We start from the raw sequence: 23,164 nt of genomic DNA on the forward strand, positions 1-23,164 counted from the left end.
AATCGCTATATCGCCCGCGTGCCCCCATCAAAAACCAATGAGCCCGCCCGGGAAGGGCCCAATGCCGGTCAGCGCATCGCCAAGTTGCTGGCCCGTGCCGGAATCGCGTCGCGCCGAGAAGTCGAGCGGATGATCGCCGATGGCCGCGTCGCCGTGAACGGCAAGACGCTCGACACGCCGGCCACCGTGCTGACCTCGCTCGACGGCGTCACCGTCGATGGCAATCCGGTCGCCGCGCCCGAGGCCGCGCGCCTGTTCCGCTATCACAAGTCCGCCGGGCTGCTCACCGCCGAGCGCGATTTCACCGGGCGGATGACGATCTACGATCGCATGCCCGCCGGACTGCCACGGGTAATGCCGGTCGGCCGCCTCGATCTCAACACCGAGGGGCTGTTGCTGCTCACCAATGACGGCGAGCTCAAGCGCCAGCTCGAGCTGCCTTCGGTTGGCGTCGAGCGCACCTATCGCGCCCGTGCCTATGGCCAGATCAGCCAGGAGCAGCTTGAGGATCTGATGCTCGGCATCGAGATCGAGGGCGTCCGCTATGGCCCGATCAACGCCAATATCGAGCGGCGCACCGGCGCCAATGTGTGGATCGAGATGACGCTCACGGAAGGCAAGAACCGTGAAGTGCGCCGCGTGCTCGAATATCTCGGGCTCGAGGTCAGCCGCCTGATCCGCACCCGCTACGGCCCGTTCTGGCTCGGCGACCTGCCGGTCGGCGATGTCGACGAGATCCGCCAGAACGACCTCGCCACCTTCCGCACGGTGGTGTCGAAGCCCGGCGGCGGCAAGGCGGCGTCGAACCTGCAATTCGCGGTGCGCCAGCGCGTGCCTGAAGCGAAGCCGAAACCCGAACCGGTGCCGGCCGGCCGCGAGCCCGATGGCCGGCGCACGCGGGCCAAGGCGCCTGCTCGTCCGCGCGTATCGGCCAGCCCGCGCGCCGAGCCGGTCGAACCGCGCTTCACCCCGCGTGGTGCCCCGCCGCGTAGCGAGCGACCGTTGCGCGAAGATGGCCCGGCGCGCCGTGGCCCGGCACGCGGCGCTGCTGGCGAAGCGCGGTTCACGCCGCGCGTGACCCCCGATCGCGCCGCCGAGCGTCCCGCTCGCAGCGAACGCCCTGCTCGCGACGAGAAGATCGCCAAGCCGGCCCGTGCCGCGCGAGCCCGTGCCCACCGCGATACGCTGGAGCCCCGTGCACCCCGTCCCGGCGGCGACCGCCCGGCCAAGGGTCCGTCCGGCGGACGCGGCAAGCCTTCGCGCCCTGGCAAACCCGCGCGGCCACCGCGCACCCGTAAATGAGGATCATCGCCGGCCAGTGGCGCGGCCGTCCGCTGCTCGCCCCCAAGGGGGACACCACCCGTCCCACCGCCGACCGTACCCGCGAGGCGCTGTTCTCGATGCTTGCCAGCCGCGTCGGCAGTTTCGAGGATCTGGCGGTCGCCGATCTCTTCGCCGGCTCTGGCGCGCTGGGGCTGGAGGCGCTTTCGCGCGGCGCCGCCTCGTGCCTGTTCGTCGAGCAGGACAAGGCCGCGATCGACGCGCTCAGGGCCAATATCGCCAGGCTCGGCGCCAAGGGAGCCGATGTCCGCGCCGCTTCGGTGATGACGCTGGGGCCGGCGGTCAAGCCGCTCGACCTGATCCTGATGGACCCCCCTTACACCACCGGCGCCGGCAGCGTCGCGCTCGACAAGCTCGCCCGCCTTGGCTGGACCAGCCCCGCCACCTGGGTGAGCATCGAAACCGCCAGGGACGAGGAACCCGAAATCGCCGGCTTCACCGCCGACGCGTCACGCGTCCACGGCAAGGCGCGGATCACGCTGTTGCGCGCGGCCTGACCATCGCCAGCCCGATCAGGCTGAGCAGGCCGGCGCCTGCCAGATAATATCCCACAAGCGTGAGCCCGCCCCGCTCGACCAGGGTTTGCGCGATGAACGGCGTCAGCCCGCCGCCGATGATCCCGCCCAGGTTGAAGGTCACCGAGACGCCGGTGTAGCGGACCCGCGCCGGGAACAGGCTCGGCAGGAAGCCGCCCAGTGGTCCGTAGACGAAGCCCATCACGAACAGCGCCAGCGCCAGCCAGTAGAACGCGATGAGCCCGGAACTGGAGGTCAATAACCCGATCACCGTGCCGGCACCCATCGTCCATACGCACCCGATCATCAGCACGCGGCCGGCATTGCGCTTGTCCGCCCAGATGCTCGAAACCACGATCCCCACCGCCATGAACAGGATCGCGCCCAGCTCCATCGTCAGGAATGTCTCGCGGTCATAGCCCAGCGTCTTGGTCGCATAGCCGATCACGAACACCGTCGAGACATAGAACAGCGCGAAGCACGCCACCGTCGCGATCGTCCCCGCCAGCGTCGGACCAAGGTGATCGCGGAACAGCTCGCCCACCGGCACCTTGGGCGGCGGCGCCTGCTCCTGCGCTTCGACGAACGCCGGCGTCTCGGTCAGCGTCAGCCGCACCCATAGCCCCAGGATTACCAGCAACGCGCTGGCGAGGAACGGCAGCCGCCAGCCCCATGCCGCGAACTGCGCGTCGCTCAGCAGCGCCCCGAGGATCAGGAAAAAGCCATTGGCGCAGATGAAGCCCACCGGCGCGCCCATCGGCGGAAAGGCGCCATAGCGATTGGCCCAGCCCGGCGGCGCGTTCTCCACCGCGAGCAGACTCGCCCCGCCCCATTCGCCGCCCAGTCCCAGCCCCTGCCCGAAGCGGAGCAAACACAGCAAGGCGGGCGCGACCCAGCCGATCATCGCATAGGTCGGCAGGAAGGCGATCAGCACCGTCGAGATGCCCATCAGCATCAGCGAAGCGACCAAAGTCGATTTGCGCCCCATCCGGTCGCCGAAATGCCCGAACAGCAATCCGCCCAGCGGTCGCGCGAAGAAGGCGACGCTGAACGATGCGTAGGAGGCGAGCTGCGCCAGCCCCGGATCGGTTGCCGGAAAGAACAGCGCCGGGAACACCAAAGCCGCCGCGGTCGCGTAGATATAGAAGTCATAGAACTCGACCGATGTGCCGACGAGGCTCGCGAACAGGATTCGGCGGTGCGATGCTGGTGCGGTCATTCGGCCTCGTCCATGCAAGTGGTGCGCTTGATCTCGGTCACCTTGCCGCTGGCATCCTTGACCTCCGCGCGACCGGGCACGCATGCCGGTTGCTCCTTGGGTGTGGAGGTGCGCCATGCGACGAACGCCGCGATCATGGCGATCGCCAGCACGATCGCGATTCTGACTTTTCGGTTCCGCCAGTTCATGCGCGCGAGCCTATCGCGCACGCACGCGCCCGGCAACGCCGTCAGAAATGGAATTGCACATAGGCGCGCGGGCCGGGCGGCACGCCGCCGCGCTTCCTGCGCTTCATCCATGCGATGCCGAACTCGACCTCCTCGCCCGCCTCGAAGCTGAGCTTCGGGCCGATCGTGTTGCGCGCCCCGCGCGTCTGGCCGCGCACCGCGTCGAACCGCGCCATCTGGGTATAGCCGCCGAACCCGATCCAGGCCGGGCCGATGATCCGCTTCTGTACCGAGAAGCGGTATCCGTTGCGCCCGTCCGCGCCGCCCTGTCCGCTCTCGCCACGCATCACCGTCTGGGCACGCAGCCACAGTCCACCGGCGCGCTCGTCGAGCGTCACCTTGGTCTCGGTGAGAGGAATCGAATAATTGAGCCGCGGCTCCTTCGCGCCCTGCGCGCAAACCGGCATCGCCGCAAACAGCGGCAGCAGCCCACCGATCACGCGAATCGCCCGCATCGCATCCCCCCTTTCGGGACACAGACCGCACCCGCCGCCTACCTTCAATTAAGTATAAGTCCGCGTCTGCCTTCCGCGCTTGCCCGGAACCGCCGCGTTCCCTAACTGTTCGCGCATGACCGTGCCTGCCGAACTCCAGCCCGAAGCCCCCTATCTGCAGGGCCTCAACGCCCCCCAGCGCGATGCGGTGCTCACCACCGAAGGCCCCGTCCTCGTCCTCGCCGGCGCCGGCACCGGCAAGACCGCGGCGCTCACCGCCCGTCTCGCCCACCTCCTCTGGACCCGGAAAGCCTATCCCTCCGAGCTGCTCGCGGTGACCTTCACCAACAAGGCCGCGCGCGAGATGAAGGAACGCGTCGGCCGCCATGTCGGCCAGGCGGTCGAGGGGATGCCGTGGCTCGGCACCTTCCACGCCATCGGCGCCAAGATGCTGCGCCGCCATGCCGAGCTGGTCGGGCTGCAATCGAACTTCACCATCCTCGACACCGACGATCAGCTGCGGCTCCTGAAACAGCTCATCACCGCCAACGATCTCGACGAGAAGCGCTGGCCCGCCCGCCAGCTCGCCGGGCTGATCGATCAATGGAAGAGCAAGGGGCTCACGCCCGCCGAGATCGGCGCCGGCGAGTCCGAGCAATACGCGAACGGCAAGGGCCAGTCGCTCTACGCCCAGTATCAGGAGCGCCTGCGCACGCTCAACGCCTGCGATTTCGGCGATCTGCTGCTCCACATGCTGGTGATCCTCAAGACGCACCGCGACGTGCTGGAGATGTACCAGCAGCGCTTCCGCTACATCCTGGTCGACGAATATCAGGACACCAACGCCGTCCAGTATCTCTGGCTGCGCCTGCTCGCCCAGCAGCGCCGCAACCTCTGCTGCGTCGGCGATGACGACCAGTCGATCTATTCGTGGCGCGGCGCGCTGGTCGAGAACATCCTCAAGTTCGAAAAGGACTTCCCCGGCGCCAAGGTCATCAAGCTCGAACAGAATTACCGCTCGACTCCGCACATCCTTGCCGCCGCCAGTGGTGTGATCGCCAATAATGGCGGCCGCCTCGGCAAGACCTTGTGGACCGAGAAGCCGGAGGGCGAGAAGGTCAAGGTCCTCGGCATCTGGGACGGCCCCGAGGAAGCCCGCCGCGTCGGCGAGGAGATCGAAGGGCTGCAGCGCGGCGGCGCCAGCCTCGACGACATGGCCATCCTGGTGCGTGCCGGCCACCAGACCCGCGAGTTCGAGGACCGCTTTGTCTCGATCGGCCTGCCGCACAAGATCATCGGCGGCCTGCCCTTCTACAACCGGCTCGAAATCCGCGACGCACTCGCCTATCTGCGCATCGTCGCACAGCCCGCCGACGATCTCGCCTTCGAACGCATCGCCAACACGCCCAAGCGCGGCCTCGGCGACAAGGCGCTGGCCAAGGTCCATCAATACGCCCGTGCCGAGGGTATTCCGCTCACCGTCGCCGCCGCGCGCATCCTCGACAGCGACGAGCTGACGCCCCAGGCCCGCCGCTCGCTCGGCAATCTCGTCGCTAATTTCGCCCGCTGGCGCGCGATGGGCGACACCCTCCCCCATCCCGAGCTCGCCCGCATCATCCTCGACGAGAGCGGCTACACCGCGATGTGGCAGGCCGATAAGACCGCCGAGGCCGCCGGCCGCCTCGAGAACCTCAATGAACTCGTCCGCGCGATGGAGGAATATGAAAGCCTCACCGCGTTCCTCGAACATGTCTCGCTGGTCATGGACAATGAGAACAACGCTGACGAACCCAAGGTCACGATCATGACCATCCACGCCGCCAAGGGGCTGGAGTTCGACACCGTGTTCCTCGCCGGCTGGGAGGAAGGCATCTTCCCCTCGCAGCGCGCGCTCGACGAAGGCGGTCTCGCATCCCTGGAGGAGGAACGCCGCCTCGCCTATGTCGCCATCACCCGCGCCCGCCGCGCTGCGACCATCCTCCACGCCGCCAACCGCCGCATCTACGGCCAATGGACCTCGTCGCTCCCCAGCCGCTTCATCGCCGAACTGCCCAAGGAGCATATCGCCGAGGAGACCACGATGAGCGGCGGTGCATCGCTCTGGCAGGCGAACTGGAGCGACCGCGCCGACCCCTTCGCCGATGTCGGCCGAGGCACCGGCCGCGGACCGGGCTGGCAACGCGCCGCGGGTGTGGGCGGCGGCTTCGATCCCAAGAACCCCGGCGGCAGCTTCCAGAGCCGCACCTTCACCCGCGACGCCCCCCGCGTCCTCGAAAGCCGCGCAAGCTCGGTCAGCGTCGGCGCCAAGCCACGCGGGGACCTGTCGCTGGGGATGCGCGTGTTCCACCAGAAGTTCGGTTACGGCGAAATCGCCGAGATCGAAGGGAACAAGCTCGAGATCGATTTCGAGCAGGCCGGGCGGAAGCGGGTGATGGACAGCTTTGTAACTATTGATTAGATTTCCAGTGGAGGGGAATCGAGATATGCAGTCCGAGGAGTCAACTTTCCCGTATTTCCTGCATATCTTCATTCGAAGGATTGCCACCTTGTGGCTTCTTGCATTGTTCGTTTTGCCATTTTTGATTTTCCTTTTTCTAAAAGCAACGGTGCCCACGCCGTCTATTGATGCCACCTTCGACGCGAAATGGGGCACCACCTGGTTCAGCTATACATCGTGGGTTTGGTTCGCGACTGCCTCCTCGGCATTGTTCTTCGGCGCTCTTGGATCGAGCGTGAGTTTTGTATCGAGAGCCGATCCGGGCGACGTTTCTCGCCGCAGCATTTTCGCGGCGCAGGTGCTTGGCGGCGTGTTCGCCGGAATGCTGACGCTGATGTTCGTTGGCGGGCTGGTCCAGGGAAGCCTTTTTCCGACCTTTCGAGCCGCGCGCTGGTACGAATTGTTCTTTGATGTTCCGTCTTGGGCGAAGTTGATGGTGTGGACCTTCATCGCCGGATTTTCGGAGCGGTTCGTCCCCGATCTCCTCACCCGGCTGATCCAGCAATCGAGCAACCCGACGAAGGAGCCCGGCTCTTCCGAATAGACGTCCCGGAGCAAGAAACGCGCTATCCGCGCCTGCTCGGAACCGCTCATTCTGGGCTTGCCAAAGGGTTACAATGTAGGATTTCGCCTGCTTGGCTCCCCCCGTCCCTGGACCGCTCTTTGAACCGTAGCATATGCCCCATGCAGCGGTGCGCACGCGCGTCGCTCGGCTTTCTCGCGCGAAAATGCGCCCACCGCCGCCTCCTCGGAACCCCCATGATCAGTGCGACCATTGGGACCATTCGCGAATGTTGAGCCCTCGCAAAAACACTAAACTTCCTCAACCTTCGCGCCGCGCTCCTCCCGCCGTTCGCCGTGTGGCTGTCCCCATTCGCCTCCTCGCGCCACCTCATTCACGCCCGCGTCATCTTTGTTGCGGGAACGTTTCCACCTGCCCGCTCGTATTCCCCGGGCAGACAGAGGAGATACCCATGAAGACCTTCACATGCCTGGCCGCGATCGCCGCGGCGACGCTCGCCGTCGCCACGCCTGCTGCCGCCCAGCGCGGACCAGCCTATGGCTCGGCGCAGGACGAGGAAGCCCGGCTTGATGCCGCGCAGCAGCGCTTCGATCGCGAGACCCAGATCTATCGCGACGCGGTCCAGCGCTATCGCATGTCGCGGCCGCGCGGCGGCGATTGGCGCGGCCCGGGCGGTCCGGGCGTCGGCTATGTCGATCCGCGCGACGATGAATTCTACGATCCGGTCCGCGATTATCGCGCGCCGCCGCCGGGCTATCGCGATCGCGTGCTGACCCGTGAGGATCGCATCTATCGCGGTCAGAACGGCCAATATTACTGCAAGCGCAACGATGGCACTACTGGCCTGATCGTCGGCGCCGCGGCAGGCGGTCTGTTCGGTAACGTCATCGCTGGCGGTCGTTCGAGCACGCTCGGCACGATCCTCGGCGCCGTTGCCGGCGGCGCGATCGGCAGCTCGGTCGATCGCAACCAGGAAGTGCGCTGCCGCTAACCCGGTTCGGTGGCGGCAAGTGCCCAAGGGCGCTTGCCGCCACCCTCCCCCTCCGCCATTCTCTGCGGAACCATGAAGGGGAGAGCCGCGATGGCCAAGATCATCCTGACCTACAAGCTGAAGCCCGGCGTCAGCGCCGATGAGTTCGAGACCTGGGTGCGGACCACCGATTACCCGGCGATGCGCGGGCTAAGCCGCGTCGCCAGCTTCGCCAATCACCGCGTCACCGGGCTGCTGCTCGGCGAGGGCGAACCTGGCATGGATTATATCGAAGTGTTCGACGTGCCCGATATCAACGGGTTCATGACGCAGGACATGCCGGGGGGCGTGGTTCAGGGCATCATGGGCGAGTTCATGAGCAAGGTCGACGATCCGAAGTTCATCCTCGCCGACGAAGTGGTCTAGATCTAGGCCGCCGCAGCCTCGGGTTCGATCGCCATCACCGCAGTGGCGTATTTGTCGAGGCTGGGGTCGAACAGCTCGCTCGGGGTGAAGTCGCGCTGCGTGATCGCCAGTTCGGACATGCCGTCGATCTTGAAAGTGCCGATCTTGGGTTCGCGGGCCAGCATATTCTCGCGCGAAATCACCAGCGCGTCGACGTAGAGCCCGCCGCCGCGCAGATAGGCGATGTGTGGCGCCAGGATCATGCGCTTGCGATTATAGGTCGCGGAAACGCAGCGCATGCGGACGATCGCTTCGAGGATCGTCGCAGTGGGGCCGCTCGGGCCTTCGCTTTCCGGCGCGTTGCTCATATCCGCATTATGGAGATTATGCTGCGTTGCAGCAAGGGGTGGCGTGTTGTTTCGCAGCGCCACCCCATAACTTTTCGGCTTAGCGCCAGAAGAGCAGCAACAGGATGATGATCGGGATCGGAATCCCCAACAGCCACAACAGGATGCCCTTGCCCATCGTTTATCTCCTCCGGGTGGTTTCGGTGGCGTAAGAACAAAGCGCGCTCGGGTCGGTTCCGTGCGGAACGCAAGCCATCGCCACCCGTTCACCGGCCGTCCCCTTTCAGCGGAGAAGAGCAGATGGCGAAAGTGAAAACGCGCGACGGTACAGAGCTTTACGTCAAGGACTGGGGAAAAGGCCGGCCCGTCGTGCTGATCCATGGCTGGCCGCTTTCGGCCGATAGCTGGGACCCGATCGCGATGCGGCTCGCGGACAATGGCTACCGCGCCATCGCCTATGATCGTCGCGGCTTCGGCCGCTCGGACCAGCCATTCGCAGGCTATGATTACGATACGCTCGCCGACGATCTCGCCGATGTGATGCAGGAAACCGGCGCGACATCGGATGCCACGCTGATCGGCTTCTCGATGGGCGGCGGCGAAGTCGCCCGCTACATGTTGCGCCACGACGGCAAGGGCATCATTTCCGCGGCGCTGCTCAGTTCGGTCGTACCCTATATGCTCCAGACCGAAGACAATCCCGATGGTGTCCCGCAAAAGCAACTCGAAGCGATCGCCAAATCGGTGGAGGAAGACCGCGCCGCGTTCTTCGCGACTTTCTTCAAGCAATTCTACGGCGTCGGCCTGATTTCGCATCCGGTCAGCTCGGAAGCGATCCAGGCGTCGTGGAATGTGGCGATGACCGCGAGCCTCAAGGCGACTTTGGCCTGTGCGCAATCGTTCGGCTTTACTGATTTCCGGCCCGATCTAGCGGCGTTCAACGTGCCGACGCTCGTGCTTCACGGCACCAGCGATACGATCGTGCCACCGGCCATCGGCAGGAACGCGGCCCAGGGCATCCGCCAGTCGCAATATGTCGAATATGACGGCGAACCGCATGGCCTGTTCCTGACCGCGACCGATCGTCTCGCCAGCGATCTGCTGACCTTCCTCAGCGGCAGCCCAACCACCGCGACGCGCGAGCTCGAAGGCGGAACGCTCGCCTAAAAGGCCGTCACCGGCGACGCCTCGCCCATCATCGCCTGCCGCAGCAGCGGGATGGGCGGGCCGCCCCGGCTCAGCGCCTGATCGTGGAACGCTTTCCACGCCGCCCGCCCGCCCCGCGTCGCCGTCCAGTCGTTGCGCAGCCGTGTGATCATCAGCTTGCCCAGCGTGTACATCAGATACCGGCGTGACCAATGCGCCGCCGCTGGTTCCGCCACCCGAGGAGCATGCAGCGAGCGCCAAGGCGGCGGCCGCGAACACCATGTTATGCTTACCCATGCGGCGATGCTGGCAGCTTACGCAGGCTGAGGCGATCCGAAACCGGGACGCCCGGCGTGCGCGATATGGCCGTTCGTAGCAAAGGTCGCGAAGCCCAGCTTCGTATCACTTTCGGAATCGCTCGTTGCGGATGCGGTGCCGATCGGCCTAGAGCGCCCGTATGGCTTCGCATCCTCTCGCCATCGCCAATTTCCGTTTTTACTGGTTGTCGCGGCTTTCGACGACACTCGCGCAGATGGCGATGGTCATCGTCATCGGCTGGCAGGTCTACGATATCGCCCGCCAGACGATGACCGTGAAGGAGGCGGCGTTCCAGCTCGGACTGATCGGCGTCGCGCAGTTCCTCCCCTTGCTGGCGCTGTCGCTATTCGCGGGGTGGGTGGCGGACCGGATCGACCGCCGCTGGATCGCGCGCGGCGCCGTCGCGCTGGAGGCGTTCTGCGCGCTCAGCCTGTGCTGGCTGACCTATACCCATACCGTCACCCTTCCGGCCCTGTTCGGCATCGCCGCCTTGCTGGGGGTCGCCCGCGCCTTTGCCGGGCCAGCTCTCGGGGCACTTGCGCCCAATCTGGTGCCCAAGGCGATCCTTCCCACCGCGATCGCCCTGAGCGCGCTCTCCTGGCAAATCGGCACGGTGATCGGCCCGGCGATGGGCGGCTACCTCTATGCCGGTGCCGACTGGCTGCCATATGCGGTGTCGGGCGGGCTGTTCCTGCTCTCGCTGCTGATGCTGAGCCTCATCGGCCCCGTCCCTCTGCCCGTGGCGCAGGCCAAGGGCAGTCCCTGGGCGCAGATGATCGACGGACTGCATTATGTCCGCCGCAACCGGCTGGTGCTCGGCGCGATCTCGCTCGATCTGTTCGCGGTGCTGCTTGGCGGAGCGACGGCGATGCTGCCGGTCTATGCCCGCGATATCCTGCAGGTCGGCTCGGAAGGACTTGGCCATCTTCGCGCCGCCCCGGCAATCGGCGCGGTGGCGGTGGGCGCTTTCTTCGCGTGGCGGCCGCTCAAGACCAATGTCGGAGTCAAGATGCTCGCCGCGGTCGCGGCCTTCGGGATCGCCACCATGCTCTTCGGGCTCAGCGCGCCTTTGCTACTCCCCGTTTTCGGCCCGTCCGCCATCGGCCATGACTTCGCTCCCGCCGTCCTGCTCGCGCTGGTCGCCCTGTTCGTGCTCGGCGCGGCGGACATGGTCTCGGTCTATGTCCGCCAGTCGCTGATCCAGCTTTACACGCCGGATGAGATGCGCGGCCGTGTCGGCGCGGTCTCGACCCTCTTCATTTCGGGCTCGAACGAGCTGGGTGAGGCCGAATCCGGGTTCCTCGCCGCAGCCATCGGTCCGGTCGCCGCAGTAGTGGGCGGCGGTATCGGCGCGATCCTTGTCACAATCCTATGGGCGCGCCTATTTCCGGAATTGCGGCGTGCCCGCACTTTCGACCCACCGGCCAATCTTGAGATACCTCCCAAGGAGATGACGATATGAAGGCCCAATCGATCCTCGATACCATCGGCAACACCGCGCATGTCCGCGTCGCCCGGCTGTTCCCCGATGCCGAGGTGTGGATCAAGTCCGAGCGCTCGAACCCCGGTGGCTCGATCAAGGACCGCATCGCGCTGGCGATGGTCGAGGCGGCCGAAGCCTCGGGCGATCTCAAGCCCGGCGGCACGATCGTCGAGCCGACCAGCGGCAACACCGGCGTCGGCCTGGCGATGGTCGCGGCGGTCAAGGGCTACAAGATCATATTGGTGATGCCCGAAAGCATGTCGGTCGAACGCCGCCGGCTGATGCTGGCCTATAGCGCGACCTTCGATCTCACCCCGCGCGAGAAGGGAATGAAGGGCTCGATCGAGCGGGCGATGGAGATCGTCGAGACGACTCCGGGCGCGTGGATGCCGCAACAGTTCGAGAACCCCGCCAATGTCGATGTCCACGCCCGAACCACCGCGCAGGAGATACTCGCGGACTTCGCCGACGGCCCGCCCGACGTGATCATCACCGGTGTCGGCACCGGCGGCCACATCACCGGCGTCGCCGAGACGCTCAAGAAGAGCTGGCCGAACCTCAAGGTCTACGCCGTCGAGCCCGAGCTTTCCCCGGTGATCTCGGGCGGGCAGCCCGGTCCGCACCCGATCCAGGGCATCGGCGCCGGTTTCGTGCCGCGCAACCTCCACACCGATGCGATCGACGGCGTGATCAAGGTCGATGCCGGCGACGCCAAGGAGATGGCGCGCCGATCGGCCCGCGAGGAAGGCATGCTGGTCGGTATCTCCTCGGGCGCGACTCTCGCGGCGATTCGCCAGAAGCTGGCCGAGCTTCCGGCGGGCAGCCGGGTGCTGGGGTTCAATTATGATACAGGTGAGCGCTATTTGAGCGTTCCGGAGTTCCTTCCGGAGAGCTGAATCCGACTCGACATTAATGCAGAGTTCACCTTAGGTTAGCCGAGTCGGGGATAGACGCGGTTCCGGGGGGAATTCACGTGCGTAACGCAATGATCTGCGTCAGCTGCATGCTGGCGGTATTTCTGGCGTGGCCTTTCGTCTTTGGAGGCGATGCCAAGGTCATGCCTTCAGCAGTCGAGGCTCGCAACGCGGTAAAGGCCGCGGTCGCGGCAGTGCCCGCCGTCCACGTGATTCCGGAAGCCGTCGCGGCGCCTGCTCCGGCGGCCGCGATCAAGCCCGAGAGCTGCTACAAGCGGTTCCAGCGCGAAGTGAAGCTGTGCAGGGAAGGCGCGAACAGCGCCGCCTGCAAGCTCGGCGCGGCGGACCATTGGGATATGTGCGAAGCCACGGGCTTCTGGCCGAACTGAGCCAACCGGGCTTCGAAGTGCAAAGGCGATAATCGGCTCGCGCCATCTCGTCCGCGCGCCATTCCACCGCCGTTACGGTTCCATATCGACCAGTTGTGCGTTAAGGGGCGCGACCCCCGCGCATGGAGCCGCTTCTGTATTCGTCCGACACCGCGTCCCCCCGGCGCGTGCACCTTGTTCTTCAGGTCATCCTCGGCCTGATCGCGGCCGTCGCGATCGCGGCACCGCTGGCGCTCGTGCTGACCACGCCGCGCGTCGTGGTCCACAAGCGCCCGCATGTCGTGATCTCGAAGCGCGTGGTACCCAGGACCGAGCTTCCCGCTGTCGAGCCGGTGCGGATCCAGGAAGTCGCCCCCGACGATGCGCGCTCGATCAACGACAGCATCCCGTTCTCTACCCTGCCCAATCCCGCCGCGCGCCCGTTCCGGATCACCGGCGCCACCGAGAGCCAGATCCGCGCGATCGACTGTCTCGCCGCGGCGGTGTTCTACGAAGCGGGTGACGACACGGTCGGCCAGCGCGCGGTGGCGCAGGTAATCGTCAACCGGATGCGCCACCCGGCTTTCCCCAAGACGATCTGCGGTGTGGTCTTTCAGGGACAGGAGCGCTCGACCGGCTGCCAGTTCACCTTCACGTGCGACGGCGCGATGGTCCGCTGGGGTCCCCGCCCCGCCGCATGGCAGCGCGCTCGCGATGTCGCACGGCTGGCGCTGAACGGTTCGGTCTACGCGCCGGTCGGCCACGCGACGCATTATCATACCGATTGGGTGGTGCCGTATTGGAGCGCCAGCCTCGAAAAGATCACCGAGGTGCACACCCATCTGTTCTTCCGCTGGGCGGGCTGGTGGGGCACGCCGCCGGCGTTTCGTGGCGGCTATGCCGGCGCCGAGCCCAATATCGCCAAGATGGCGCGTCTCTCGACCGCGCATTTCGGCGACCCCGACGCACCGCTGACGCCCATGGCCGACTTGTCCACCGGCGCGATCATCGATCCGGCGACGATCCCCGAAAGCGCGGTTCCACCGCCGATGACGGTTGAGAGCGGTGGTACCGCCGAGGGCAATAATTTCATGCTCACACTTCCGAAGGGTATGAGCGCGGACGCTTTCGCCGCGCTGGCGATCCGCACCTGCGGCGAGCGCCATTATTGCAAGTTCATGGCCTGGGTGGATGCCAGACAGACACCGGCCAGGCTGCCGCTTTCGAGCGCGCAGGTCTCGACCATGTCGTTCAGCTATCTGCGCGATCAGAGCCAGGGCTTCGCCAAGGCCCTGTGGAACTGCGAGCAGTTCAAGCGGCCGAGCCCGGTGCAATGCATGCGCGCGCAGCCACCGGCACTGACGCCTGCGGTGGCGCCGGCCGTGGAAGCGAAGCTGCCGACGCCGCTTACGGGTGTCCGGCGGAAGGGCGAGATCGCGGCGCCCGAGGATGCCGATGCCGCGCCGTCGCCCGCATCCGCGCCGCGCAAGCAGGTCACGCTGACCTTGCCGGGGGCAAAGGCAACACCGGCACCGACACCTGCCGCCAAACAATAGTTCCCCCAGCCCGCGCCGGGGAAATTCAAGGGCAGGCGCGATTAGGCCGCCCGGAACATCTCCGGGTCGAGCGCCATCACCGTGTCGCTGCCGGCTTCGATCTTGCGGCGGAGAGCGCCCGCTTCGGGGAAGAATCGTTCGGCATAGAAGCGCGCGGTTATCAGCTTGGCTTCGTAGAACTTCGCGTTCTCCGCGCCTTCGGCCAGTTTTGCCGAAGCAGCGGCGGCCATGCGCAGCCACATCAGGCCGAGCGCGACCGTGCCGGTCAACTGCATATATGGATAGGCGCCCGCGCCGACATGGTTGGGGTTCTTGAAGCCGTTGGTCGCGAGCCACATCGTCGCGCCCTGAAGGTGGCCGAGCGCCTTTTCGAGATCTTCGGCGAAGTCCTTGAGCTTGTCGTCGCCCTTTGCCGCCGCGACTTCCTCACCGACAACCTTGAACAGCGCCTGCACCGCGCGGCCGCCATTCTGGGCGAGCTTGCGGCCGACCAGGTCCATCGCCTGGACGCCATTGGTGCCCTCATAGATCATCGAGATGCGCGCATCGCGGACATATTGCTCCATGCCCCATTCGGCGATGTAGCCATGGCCGCCATAGACCTGCTGGCTGTCGGTCGCGACGCGGTAGCCGATATCGGTGCCGACACCCTTGATCACCGGAGTGAGCAGGCCGACGAGATCGCCGGCAAGCTGGCGCTCCTCCTCGGTCGCTGCGGCATGTTCGAGATCGACCTGCAGCGCCCCCCACAGGCACAGCGCGCGCAGGCCCTCGGTCAGCGCCTTGCCCTCCATCAGCATACGGCGAACATCGGGATGGACGAACAAGGTGTCGGCCTTTTCGTTCGGCTCCGCCGGCCCGGTGAGCGCGCGGCCCTGGCGGCGGTCTCCGGCATATTGCACGGCGTTCTGCAGTGCGACCTCGCCGATACCGAGACCCTGCAGACCCACGCCGAGGCGCGCGGCGTTCATCATGATGAACATCGCCGCGAGGCCTTTCATCTCCTCGCCGACCAGCCAGCCAGTGGCACCGTCATAATTCATCACGCAGGTCGAGTTCGAATGGATGCCCATCTTGTGTTCGATCGAGCCGCAGCTCACGGCGTTGCGCTCGCCCAGCGAGCCATCGTCATTGACGAGGATCTTGGGCACCACGAACAGCGAAATGCCCTTGCTGCTCTCCGGCGCCCCCGGCGTCTTGGCCAGCACCAGGTGGATGATGTTGCTGGTCAGGTCATGCTCGCCCGACGAGATGAAAATCTTGGTTCCGGTGATCTTGTAGCTGCCATCGGCCTGCGGCTCGGCCTTGGTCTTGATCAGCCCCAGATCGGTGCCGCAATGCGGTTCGGTCAGGTTCATCGTGCCGCCCCACTCGCCCGAGACCATCTTGGGGACGTATTTGTCCTGCTGCTCGGGCGAGCCCTTGACCAGCAGCGAGGCGATCGCGCCGTGCGTGAGGCCGGGATACATGGCGAAGGCCATGTTCGCGGAGATCATATATTCCTGGAACGCGGTCGAGATGACGTGCGGCATCCCCTGCCCGCCGAACTGCTCGGGCGCGCTGAGCGTGCCCCAGCCGCTCTCGACGAACTGGGCATAGGCTTCCTTGTAACCGTCCGGCGTGGTGACGCTGCCGTCCTCGTGTCGCGTGCAGCCCTGCTGATCGCCCGAGTGGTTGATCGGGAACAGCACCTCGGCGACGAACTTGCCGCCCTGTTCCAGCACCGCGTCGACCATGTCCGGCGTCGCGTTCTGGAAACCCGGCAGATCGGCATAGCGATCAAGGCCGATCACCGCATCGAGGATGAAGCGCGTCTCGCGCACCGGCGGCGTGTACTGGGGCATTTCAGATCCTCTTAGTTGCCGCTTTTGAGCAGGCTTACGAATTGCTGGAGTTCGGCGATGTGCTCGTCGATGTCGCGCTTCTGCTCCTCGAGCAGGCGGATGCGATCCTCGCAGCGGGCGAGCGTGACGGCCTTTTGGGTGCTGCGCCCGTCGCCGACATCGTAGAGATCAATCATCTCGCGGATCTCCGCCAGGCTGAAGCCGACGCGCTTGCCGCGCAGGATCCAGGCGAGCCGGGCGCGGTCGCGGTGCGAATAGATGCGCTGGGTGCCGCGCCGTTCGGGGCCGATCAGCCCCTCATCCTCATAAAAGCGCAGCGCGCGGGGAGTGACGGTGAACTCCGCGCACAGGTCGGAGATCGAGAAGGATTCGCGGTCCGGGCGCGGTTCGATCGGCGCGAGGGCCTGGAGGAAGGCGGCATCGAGCATGCATGTTCATTACCTTCCCCTTACGTGAACGTCAATCGCCGCAAAGCCGCTTGCCATTGGCGTCGCGCATCGCCGCGGCTTCGGCGGGAGATTCACTCAGCCGCGAAACCTCCAGGCCGGCATAGGAAGCCCGCCGCGTGCAGAGTTTTTCGCAACCTGCGGGCAGCGCGCCCGGCAATTTGATATTGTCCCCATCGAACTTGGCATCGAAGCCGCAGGTTCCCGCCTCGCCCAGTTCGATATGGAGCGTCTCTCCCACCCGGCTCGCGGTGCCGGTGCCGCTGCAGGTGATGCCATCGCCATAATCGACGAACGCGCCGATCTTGTAGCCGATGCTGGTCGGCACGATGCAGACGCGGTCGGTGTCCTGCGCGTAGAGCCCGGCGATCTCGCTATCGGCGGGATCGCGGACCAGACCGCGCTCGATCGCGGCCTTCTCCAGATCCTGTGGCGGCTGGTCCTTGGCGGGCTGTTGCCCACCTGAGCATCCAACGAGGAGGAGGAAGAGCGCCAGCGCCCTCATGCGTCGCGTACCAGTTTGCCGCCCTCGACGATGCGATAGAAGCAGCTCCGCTCGCCAGTGTGGCAAGCGGGCCCCATCGGCTCGCACTTCAGCCAGATTGCGTCCTGGTCGCAATCCACGCGTACTTCCTGGACCTTGAGGACGTGGCCCGAGGTCTCGCCCTTCTTCCACAGCCGGTTGCGGCTACGCGACCAGAAGGTGGCTTCGCGGGTGGCGAGGGTGGCGGCCAGCGCCTCCGCATTCATGTGCGCGACCATCAGCAGTTGGCCGGACAGATCGGTGGCGACCGCAGTGATCAGGCCGGTAGCGTCGTATTTTGGGTTGAGCGTCAGGCTCGTTTCGCGTTCATCGCTCATGGCATGACGATTAGCGCCTGCCCGCTCACACGTCACCTGCGCAGGCGATCGTCACAGGTCCAGCCGACACAGATAATATTTTCCCGACAGGTGCCGGCAGCCTTCACCGGCTTCAAAGAAACGATTTCCGGTTATTCTCAAACCGGGCCGTGGATCGCCGGCCGGGACCGGCTCACCGTCATAAAACTCGATGTTGCCGAACAAGCTGTGGATTTCTCCGCGTCCGGCAAATTGTATATTCAGAGGTGAACCAGAGAATACAAAATAGCCGACACCATCCTCGACGGTATCTGCGCGGGATCGTTCATTTCGAACCTTGGCGATAATCGCTTCATATTGTTGATGGTGGATCGTCAGGCGCACGAGAGCGCCTGAAAAGCTGCCCAGCGATATGACCGACCCCATCGACAAGAATGCTGCCACGCACAGCGCAGGCACCCAGGCAATCAGGAATATGCGGTTCGGCCAGCGCATTTCCTCGGAAGCTAGGCGGATACCGTGTCTCAGCCAGCGGACTCCTCCAACAAGGAGCGCGAGCAGGATTGCGGGAACGCCAAGCAGGATGAGCGGCGCGGCGAACGGCGCTCCCAGGAAAGGCCATATTCCGCCGATGAGCCCAAGCATGAAGAATGCGACGACAATCAGCGCGAAGAAGCGCAGCGTTCGTTTGAGATAGCCGCCCATGCGCGCATTCAACACGCATCATGCCTCGGCGGCAACTATGCGGACGGATCAATGCTCCCGAATCGCGTCGACCAGTTCGTCCTTGTCCATGTCCGAGCGGCCTTCGATGCCGATCTCCCTGGCTTCGTCGTAGAGCTCGTCCTTAGTGCGGTCGTCGAGCTTCGTGCCCTTGTGATCCAGCGTGCCGGCGGCCTGGGCGTTGGCGATTCTCGCGGCCTTCTCCTTGGAGGCGCCATCGCGCCGCAAATCCTCGTACAGCTTGTCGTTCTTGACCGTGGGGCCGTGGTCCTTGGCCATGGTTCGTCTCCTTATCCGCTGAAAAACCAGCGAAAAGCGTCGCGGTTCATTTCTTTGTGACGAATGGGCGACAAAGCGCGCCGAAGCGCCTATGAGGCCGCAACGCCACCGAGCCCGTTGAGGGATGATGCTTACCACGCACCCGTTCGATGACGACAAGCTGCACGAGGAGTGCGGCGTATTCGGTGTATCCGGCATGGAGGGCGCCGCGGCGCTTGTCGCGCTGGGTCTGCATGCGCTGCAGCACCGCGGCCAGGAGGCGGCGGGCATCACCAGCTTTGATGGCCATCAGTTCCATACGCACCGCGCGATGGGCCATGTCGCAGGCAATTTCGATCGCGACGACGTGATTCGCGCGCTCGGCGGCAACACCGCCTGCGGGCATGTCCGCTACGCCACCACCGGCGGCTCGGCGATCCGCAACGTCCAGCCGCTCTATGCCGAGCTGGCCAGCGGTGGCTTTGCGGTGGCGCATAACGGCAATATCTCGAACGCGATGCGGCTGCGGCGCGATCTCGTCCGGCGCGGGGCGATCTTCCAGTCGACCAGCGATACCGAGGTGATCATCCACCTCGTCGCCACTTCGCAATACCGCACGCTGATGGACCGCTTCATCGATGCGCTGAAGCAGGTCGAAGGCGCCTATTCGCTGATCGTGATGACGCCGGAGGGGATGATCGCCTGCCGCGATCCGCTCGGTATCCGGCCGCTGGTGATGGGTAGGCTCGACGAAGCGGTGATCTTCGCCTCGGAGACCGTGGCGCTCGATGTTGTCGGGGCGCAATATGTCCGCGACGTCGAGCCAGGCGAGCTGGTGATCGTGCAGAATGGCGAGGTCTCGTCGCACAAGCCGTTCGCGCCGGTTTCGCCGCGCCCGTGCATCTTCGAATATGTCTATTTCTCGCGCCCCGATTCGATGAGCGAGGACCGCTCGGTCTATTCGGTGCGCAAGGCGATCGGCGCGCAACTGGCGATCGAGGCGCCTGTGGACGCCGATCTCGTCGTCCCTGTCCCCGATTCGGGCGTGCCGGCGGCAATCGGCTACGCCCAGCAGAGCGGCATCCCGTTCGAGCTGGGCATCATCCGCTCGCACTATGTCGGCCGCACCTTCATCCAGCCGGGTGACAAGGTCCGCCACCTCGGCGTGAAGCTCAAGCACAACGCCAATCGCGAGCTGATCCGCGGCAAGCGCATCGTACTGATCGACGATTCGATCGTGCGCGGCACGACCAGCCTCAAGATCGTGCAGATGATGCGCGAGGCCGGCGCGGCCGAGGTGCACATGCGGATCGCCTCCCCCCCGACGCGCCACAGCTGCTTCTATGGCGTCGATACGCCTGAGCGGACCAAGTTGCTCGCCGCGAAACTCAACGTCGGTGGGATGACCGAGCATATCCAGGCCGATAGCCTGGCGTTCGTCAGCATCGACGGCCTCTACAAGGCGCTGGGCGAGGCGCACCGTGCCGACATTCATCCCAAATATTGCGACGCGTGCTTCACCGGCGATTATCCGACGACGCTGACCGATCAGGACGAACTCGCGCCACCGGTTGACCAGTTCGCGCTTCTGGAAGAACGGGTCGGCTGAGCCTTACCCGGAGATTCGCGTGACCAAGCCCCTCGCCAACAGAATCGCGCTCGTGACCGGCGCCAGCCGGGGAATCGGCGCGGCAACGGCACTGGCTTTGGGCAAGGCCGGCGCGCATGTGATCCTGACCGCGCGCACCGCCGGCGGGCTCGAAGAAGTCGAGGAAGCGATCGATTCAGCCGGCGGCACCGCGACGATCGCGCCGATGGACCTGACCGAAAACGAGAGCATTGCGCGGCTGGCCGGGGCGATTTCGGAGCGCTGGGACGCGCTCGACATGCTGGTGCTCAACGCCGCGACCCTGGGCTCGCTGAGCGCGACGGGCGCGATCGACTTCAAGGAATTCGCCAAGGTCCTGACGCTCAACGTCACGGCACAGGCCGCGCTATTGGCCGCCTTCGATCCGATGCTGCGCAAGGCCGCGTCGGGACGCGTGATCGGGCTCACCTCCAGCGTCGGCCGCATCCCCCGCGCCTATTGGGGCAGCTATGGCGCCTCGAAGGCGGCGTTCGAGAATTTGCTGCTCAGCTATGGCGAGGAAGTCCGCCATATCACCGGCATCCGCACCGCATTGGTCGATCCGGGCGCGACCCGCACCAAAATGCGCGCGCGGGCCTATCCGGGGGAAAATCCCGAGACCGTGAAGGCGCCCGAAGTGGTCGCCGAGCGGATCGCGGCGCTGATGACCGCCGGGTTCGAGACCGGACATTTCGAGCGGGTGGAATGAATTGCGCTCCTGCGAAAGCAGGAGCGCAGGATCACAGGCGTTGCGCTTCGTAACTCTAGGCTCCTGCTTTCGCAGGAGCACAGGTTAGTTCGCCGCTGCCGCGAACAGCTTGTCCAGGAACGCCGTCCGCGCTTTGCCATAAGCGGCGTCGGTCGCCTTGGGCGCGGCCGCCGAAACCGCGATCACGACCTTGCTCTTTGGATCGATCCGGATCGTCTGTCCGAAAATCCCCTGCGCGCCGAAGCGGCCCTGGGGATAGGTCCACCATTGATAGCCATAGCCATATCCCGGCGTGCCGATATCGGCATGTGCGCGGGTCGATTCGGCAAACCAGTTGGCGGGGACGATGCCCTTGCCGCCCTCCAGCGCGATCTGCCCCATCCGGGCATAGTCGCGCAGCGAGACCGACAGGCAGCAGCCGCTGACTTCATGCCCGCTGGGATCGACCATCCAGAAGGCGTCCTGTTCCATCCCCTTCGACCAGATCTTCTCGCTGAGATAGGTCGCCAGCGGCTTGCCTGTGGCACGCATGACCAGGACGCCGATCAGATTGGTCTCGCCGGTCTTGTAGACCCACTTCTTCCCGGGCTCGAACTCGCGCGGGAGCTTCTTCATATAATAGACCGTGGGGTCCTCGCCGGCGGGCACAGGTTCGATGAACATCCGCGCCACGTCGGATTTGATGTCGGTATAATCCTCGTTCCACTTCACACCGGATGTCATTGTCAGCAGCTGGGCGATGCTGACGCCGTCATAGCCGCTGCCAGCCAGCTCGGGGATGTATTTGGTCACGGGCTCGTCGACCGACTTGATGAAACCGTCCCTGATCGCCGCGCCGACGAGGGTGGAGGTGAACGACTTGGCTACCGAAAAGCTCGTCCAGCGTCCTTCGGGGCCATAGCCGCGGGCGTAGCGCTCGAGCACGATCTTGCCGTTCTTGAGGACAATCAGCCCGGAGACATTCTGCTCTTCCAGAAACGCCTCGATCTCCGCCTCCGGGATCTCCAGGTGCGTGCCCTTGAGCAACGGGCGAGCCTTCCTGCCCGCCTTTGCAATATTGCCCGGAAAGATCTTCTCCATGTGCGGGAAATTGGCGTCGCGCTGCGCCTGGCTCCAGAACAGCACCTCGGCGCCGACCTTGCGCAACCCCGCGGTATCCTGCGGATTGGCCTTCACATCGGGCGAGACCACCGCCTGCGCAAAGGCGGGTCCGCTCGCCAGCAGCGCCAGCGGCAACATCCAGGTCTTGAGCATCATCCCTCCTTGATGAGCGTGACCTGGACAACGTCGATCCCGCCGCCTCTGAAGCCACCCTCGCAATACATCAGGTAATAGCGCCACAAATCAATGAAACGTCCATCAAATTGTTTCGGAAGCGTACCGGCCTTTACGGCGGCGTCAAAATTCTCGCGCCAGATCCTGCAGGTCTCGGCGTAACTTGCGCCGAAATTGACCTGATCGCGCCACGCAAGCCCGTTCCGCGCGGCTAGCTTGCGAAAGGCGCTCTCGGAAATCAGCAGCCCGCCGGGAAAGATATAGGTCTGGATGAAGTCGACGTTCGACGCATAGCCTTCGAACAGCGCATCATCGAAGGTGATGATCTGCAGCGCCGCGCGGCCGCCGGGCTTGAGCGCCTTGGCGATAGCCGACAGATAGTCTGGCCAATAGTGCCGCCCGACCGCCTCGGCCATCTCGATGCTGACCACCGCGTCATAGCTGCCGGCGATGTCGCGATAGTCGGTGAGGCTGAACCGCCCGTGCGGATTGCGCGCCTTGACATAGGCGAGCTGCGAAGGGGAGATAGTGATGCCATGGATCTCGCGGCCACCGGCCAGCGCGGTTTCCGCGAACGAGCCCCAGCCGCAGCCGATCTCGAGGATTGTGTCGCCGGGCCTGGTCGCGGTGCGATCGAGGATCGCGGCGAGCTTGGCGGCTTGCGCATCGGCGAGCGACTGCCCCCGCGGCACGAAGATCGCGCTCGAATAGGTCATTCCCGGATCGAGCCATTGCGCGTAGAAATCATTGCCGAGGTCGTAATGGGCATGAATATTCTTGCGCGCGCCGCTGCGGCTATTGCGATGGAGCCAGTGCCACGCCCGCTTGGCGAGCCGCCATGGCCCGCTGGCCCGCGCCGGACGCGCCAGCGCGACCCGGTTGCGGCTGAACAGCGCGAAGACCTGCACCGGATCGGGGCTGGCCCATTCGCCCTTAGCCCACGCGTCATACCATCCGCTTGAGCCGCTTAAGCCCAAGCGCATCAGAGCGCGCCAGCTACGTAGTTTGACAATCGCATCGGGGCCCGGCGCGCGGCAGCCGAGCAGGCGCCGCGACCCGTCTGGGCGGGTCACATCGATGCTGCCGGCCTCGATCCCCGCGTCGATGCGGTCGAGCGTCCGCTCGAAGAAGCCCGCTCGGCTTCCCTGCCCCACTTCGCCCGCCCCCGCGTCCATCGTG

At 65.3% G+C, this 23,164-nt stretch carries 25 protein-coding genes and 1 pseudogene; 13 read left to right on the forward strand and 13 right to left on the reverse strand.

All coding sequences use genetic code 11. The annotated features are described in order from the left end of the window. Positions 1–18 precede the first annotated feature (18 nt). Together KF730_RS08270 and rsmD are read left to right on the forward strand one after the other, a co-directional pair. Positions 19–1,302 carry a pseudouridine synthase gene (locus KF730_RS08270; protein WP_294093768.1) on the forward strand — a complete coding sequence of 428 codons (1,284 nt, stop codon included), beginning with the start codon at positions 19–21 and terminating at the stop codon, positions 1,300–1,302. Continuing rightward, positions 1,299–1,838, forward strand: coding sequence for a 16S rRNA (guanine(966)-N(2))-methyltransferase RsmD (gene rsmD, locus KF730_RS08275; RefSeq protein WP_294093770.1), 540 nt, complete (start codon positions 1,299–1,301; stop codon positions 1,836–1,838). The genes KF730_RS08270 and rsmD overlap by 4 nt, the downstream gene beginning before the upstream one ends. Here rsmD and KF730_RS08280 read toward each other — a convergent pair. Genes KF730_RS08280 through KF730_RS08290 form a run of 3 tightly spaced genes read right to left on the reverse strand, consistent with a single transcriptional unit; the run spans position 1,816 to position 3,757 of the window. Next, on the reverse strand, positions 1,816–3,075 hold the full coding sequence (locus KF730_RS08280; RefSeq protein WP_294093772.1) for an MFS transporter: 1,260 nt from the start codon (positions 3,073–3,075) through the stop codon (positions 1,816–1,818). The genes rsmD and KF730_RS08280 overlap by 23 nt on opposite strands. Continuing rightward, entirely contained in the window at positions 3,072–3,263 is a 192-nt protein-coding gene (locus KF730_RS08285) for a hypothetical protein (RefSeq protein WP_294093774.1), read from the reverse strand. Before KF730_RS08285 ends, KF730_RS08280 begins: the two co-directional genes overlap by 4 nt. A gap of 41 nt (positions 3,264–3,304) precedes the next feature. Next, complete coding sequence (locus tag KF730_RS08290; protein WP_294093776.1) at positions 3,305–3,757, reverse strand: hypothetical protein; 453 nt, start codon at positions 3,755–3,757, stop codon at positions 3,305–3,307. 115 nt (positions 3,758–3,872) lie between these two features. On the opposite strand from KF730_RS08290, the gene KF730_RS08295 reads away from it, so the two are divergent. The 4 genes from KF730_RS08295 to KF730_RS08310 all read left to right on the forward strand — a co-directional run bounded on the left by KF730_RS08295 (position 3,873) and on the right by KF730_RS08310 (position 8,152). Beyond that, positions 3,873–6,194 (forward strand): UvrD-helicase domain-containing protein, encoded by a 2,322-nt coding sequence (locus KF730_RS08295; RefSeq protein WP_294093779.1) that lies wholly within the window; start codon positions 3,873–3,875, stop codon positions 6,192–6,194. 25 nt (positions 6,195–6,219) lie between these two features. After that, complete coding sequence (locus KF730_RS08300) at positions 6,220–6,777, forward strand: hypothetical protein (RefSeq protein WP_294093781.1); 558 nt, start codon at positions 6,220–6,222, stop codon at positions 6,775–6,777. A 430-nt stretch (positions 6,778–7,207) separates the two neighbouring features. Next, on the forward strand, positions 7,208–7,747 hold the full coding sequence (locus KF730_RS08305; protein WP_294093783.1) for a glycine zipper 2TM domain-containing protein: 540 nt from the start codon (positions 7,208–7,210) through the stop codon (positions 7,745–7,747). Between the two features lie 90 nt (positions 7,748–7,837). After that, positions 7,838–8,152 (forward strand): hypothetical protein, encoded by a 315-nt coding sequence (locus KF730_RS08310; RefSeq protein WP_294093785.1) that lies wholly within the window; start codon positions 7,838–7,840, stop codon positions 8,150–8,152. 2 nt (positions 8,153–8,154) lie between these two features. Here KF730_RS08310 and KF730_RS08315 read toward each other — a convergent pair whose 3' ends face one another. Continuing rightward, positions 8,155–8,499: a WYL domain-containing protein gene (locus KF730_RS08315; RefSeq protein WP_294093787.1), complete on the reverse strand. Its 345-nt coding sequence runs from the start codon at positions 8,497–8,499 to the stop codon at positions 8,155–8,157. A 279-nt stretch (positions 8,500–8,778) separates the two neighbouring features. Between KF730_RS08315 and KF730_RS08320 the strand changes: the two genes are divergently transcribed. Beyond that, positions 8,779–9,645, forward strand: coding sequence for an alpha/beta hydrolase (locus KF730_RS08320; protein ID WP_294093788.1), 867 nt, complete (start codon positions 8,779–8,781; stop codon positions 9,643–9,645). Here the strand turns inward: KF730_RS08320 and KF730_RS08325 are convergent. Further along, a pseudogene (locus tag KF730_RS08325) lies at positions 9,642–9,824 on the reverse strand (DUF885 family protein); the annotation flags it as partial. The gene KF730_RS08320 and the pseudogene KF730_RS08325 overlap by 4 nt on opposite strands. A 257-nt stretch (positions 9,825–10,081) precedes the next feature. Here KF730_RS08325 and KF730_RS08330 point away from each other — a divergent pair. The 4 genes from KF730_RS08330 (at position 10,082) to KF730_RS08345 (ending at position 14,263) form a co-directional block, all read left to right on the forward strand. Then, positions 10,082–11,404 (forward strand): MFS transporter, encoded by a 1,323-nt coding sequence (locus tag KF730_RS08330; RefSeq protein ID WP_294093790.1) that lies wholly within the window; start codon positions 10,082–10,084, stop codon positions 11,402–11,404. Further along, a complete protein-coding gene (cysK, locus tag KF730_RS08335; protein ID WP_294093792.1) occupies positions 11,401–12,321 on the forward strand; it encodes a cysteine synthase A in 921 nt (306 codons plus the stop codon). Before KF730_RS08330 ends, cysK begins: the two co-directional genes overlap by 4 nt. Positions 12,322–12,398: 77 nt before the next feature. Beyond that, complete coding sequence (locus KF730_RS08340) at positions 12,399–12,728, forward strand: hypothetical protein (protein WP_294093795.1); 330 nt, start codon at positions 12,399–12,401, stop codon at positions 12,726–12,728. A 167-nt stretch (positions 12,729–12,895) separates the two neighbouring features. Then, positions 12,896–14,263 (forward strand): cell wall hydrolase, encoded by a 1,368-nt coding sequence (locus KF730_RS08345; RefSeq protein WP_294093797.1) that lies wholly within the window; start codon positions 12,896–12,898, stop codon positions 14,261–14,263. A gap of 41 nt (positions 14,264–14,304) precedes the next feature. Here KF730_RS08345 and KF730_RS08350 read toward each other — a convergent pair whose 3' ends face one another. Genes KF730_RS08350 through KF730_RS08375 form a run of 6 tightly spaced genes read right to left on the reverse strand, consistent with a single transcriptional unit; the run spans position 14,305 to position 18,395 of the window. Next, a complete protein-coding gene (locus KF730_RS08350) occupies positions 14,305–16,107 on the reverse strand; it encodes an acyl-CoA dehydrogenase C-terminal domain-containing protein (protein WP_294093799.1) in 1,803 nt (600 codons plus the stop codon). A gap of 11 nt (positions 16,108–16,118) precedes the next feature. Next, positions 16,119–16,535, reverse strand: a complete 417-nt coding sequence (locus KF730_RS08355; protein WP_294093801.1) for a MerR family DNA-binding transcriptional regulator — start codon at positions 16,533–16,535, stop codon at positions 16,119–16,121. A 31-nt stretch (positions 16,536–16,566) separates the two neighbouring features. Next, positions 16,567–17,058, reverse strand: a complete 492-nt coding sequence (locus KF730_RS08360) for a hypothetical protein (protein WP_294093803.1) — start codon at positions 17,056–17,058, stop codon at positions 16,567–16,569. Beyond that, a complete protein-coding gene (gene hisI / locus KF730_RS08365) occupies positions 17,055–17,414 on the reverse strand; it encodes a phosphoribosyl-AMP cyclohydrolase (RefSeq protein WP_294093805.1) in 360 nt (119 codons plus the stop codon). Before hisI ends, KF730_RS08360 begins: the two co-directional genes overlap by 4 nt. Before the next feature lie 51 nt (positions 17,415–17,465). After that, a complete protein-coding gene (locus KF730_RS08370; protein ID WP_294093807.1) occupies positions 17,466–18,098 on the reverse strand; it encodes a hypothetical protein in 633 nt (210 codons plus the stop codon). 48 nt (positions 18,099–18,146) lie between these two features. Further along, positions 18,147–18,395, reverse strand: coding sequence for a Rho termination factor N-terminal domain-containing protein (locus KF730_RS08375; protein ID WP_294093809.1), 249 nt, complete (start codon positions 18,393–18,395; stop codon positions 18,147–18,149). Positions 18,396–18,522: 127 nt separating this feature from the next. On the opposite strand from KF730_RS08375, the gene purF reads away from it, so the two are divergent. Both purF and KF730_RS08385 read left to right on the forward strand, forming a co-directional pair. Further along, entirely contained in the window at positions 18,523–19,983 is a 1,461-nt protein-coding gene (gene purF, locus KF730_RS08380; RefSeq protein WP_294093810.1) for an amidophosphoribosyltransferase, read from the forward strand. Between the two features lie 19 nt (positions 19,984–20,002). Beyond that, entirely contained in the window at positions 20,003–20,710 is a 708-nt protein-coding gene (locus tag KF730_RS08385; RefSeq protein ID WP_294093812.1) for an SDR family NAD(P)-dependent oxidoreductase, read from the forward strand. Between the two features lie 84 nt (positions 20,711–20,794). Here the strand turns inward: KF730_RS08385 and KF730_RS08390 are convergent, their stop codons facing one another. Continuing rightward, complete coding sequence (locus KF730_RS08390; RefSeq protein ID WP_294093815.1) at positions 20,795–21,964, reverse strand: serine hydrolase domain-containing protein; 1,170 nt, start codon at positions 21,962–21,964, stop codon at positions 20,795–20,797. Next, positions 21,964–23,160: a cyclopropane-fatty-acyl-phospholipid synthase family protein gene (locus KF730_RS08395; RefSeq protein ID WP_294093817.1), complete on the reverse strand. Its 1,197-nt coding sequence runs from the start codon at positions 23,158–23,160 to the stop codon at positions 21,964–21,966. The genes KF730_RS08390 and KF730_RS08395 overlap by 1 nt, the downstream gene beginning before the upstream one ends. Positions 23,161–23,164 lie beyond the last annotated feature (4 nt).

It is taken from the genome of Sphingomonas sp. (assembly GCF_019635515.1).
Taxonomy (GTDB): Bacteria; Pseudomonadota; Alphaproteobacteria; order Sphingomonadales; family Sphingomonadaceae; genus Sphingomonas.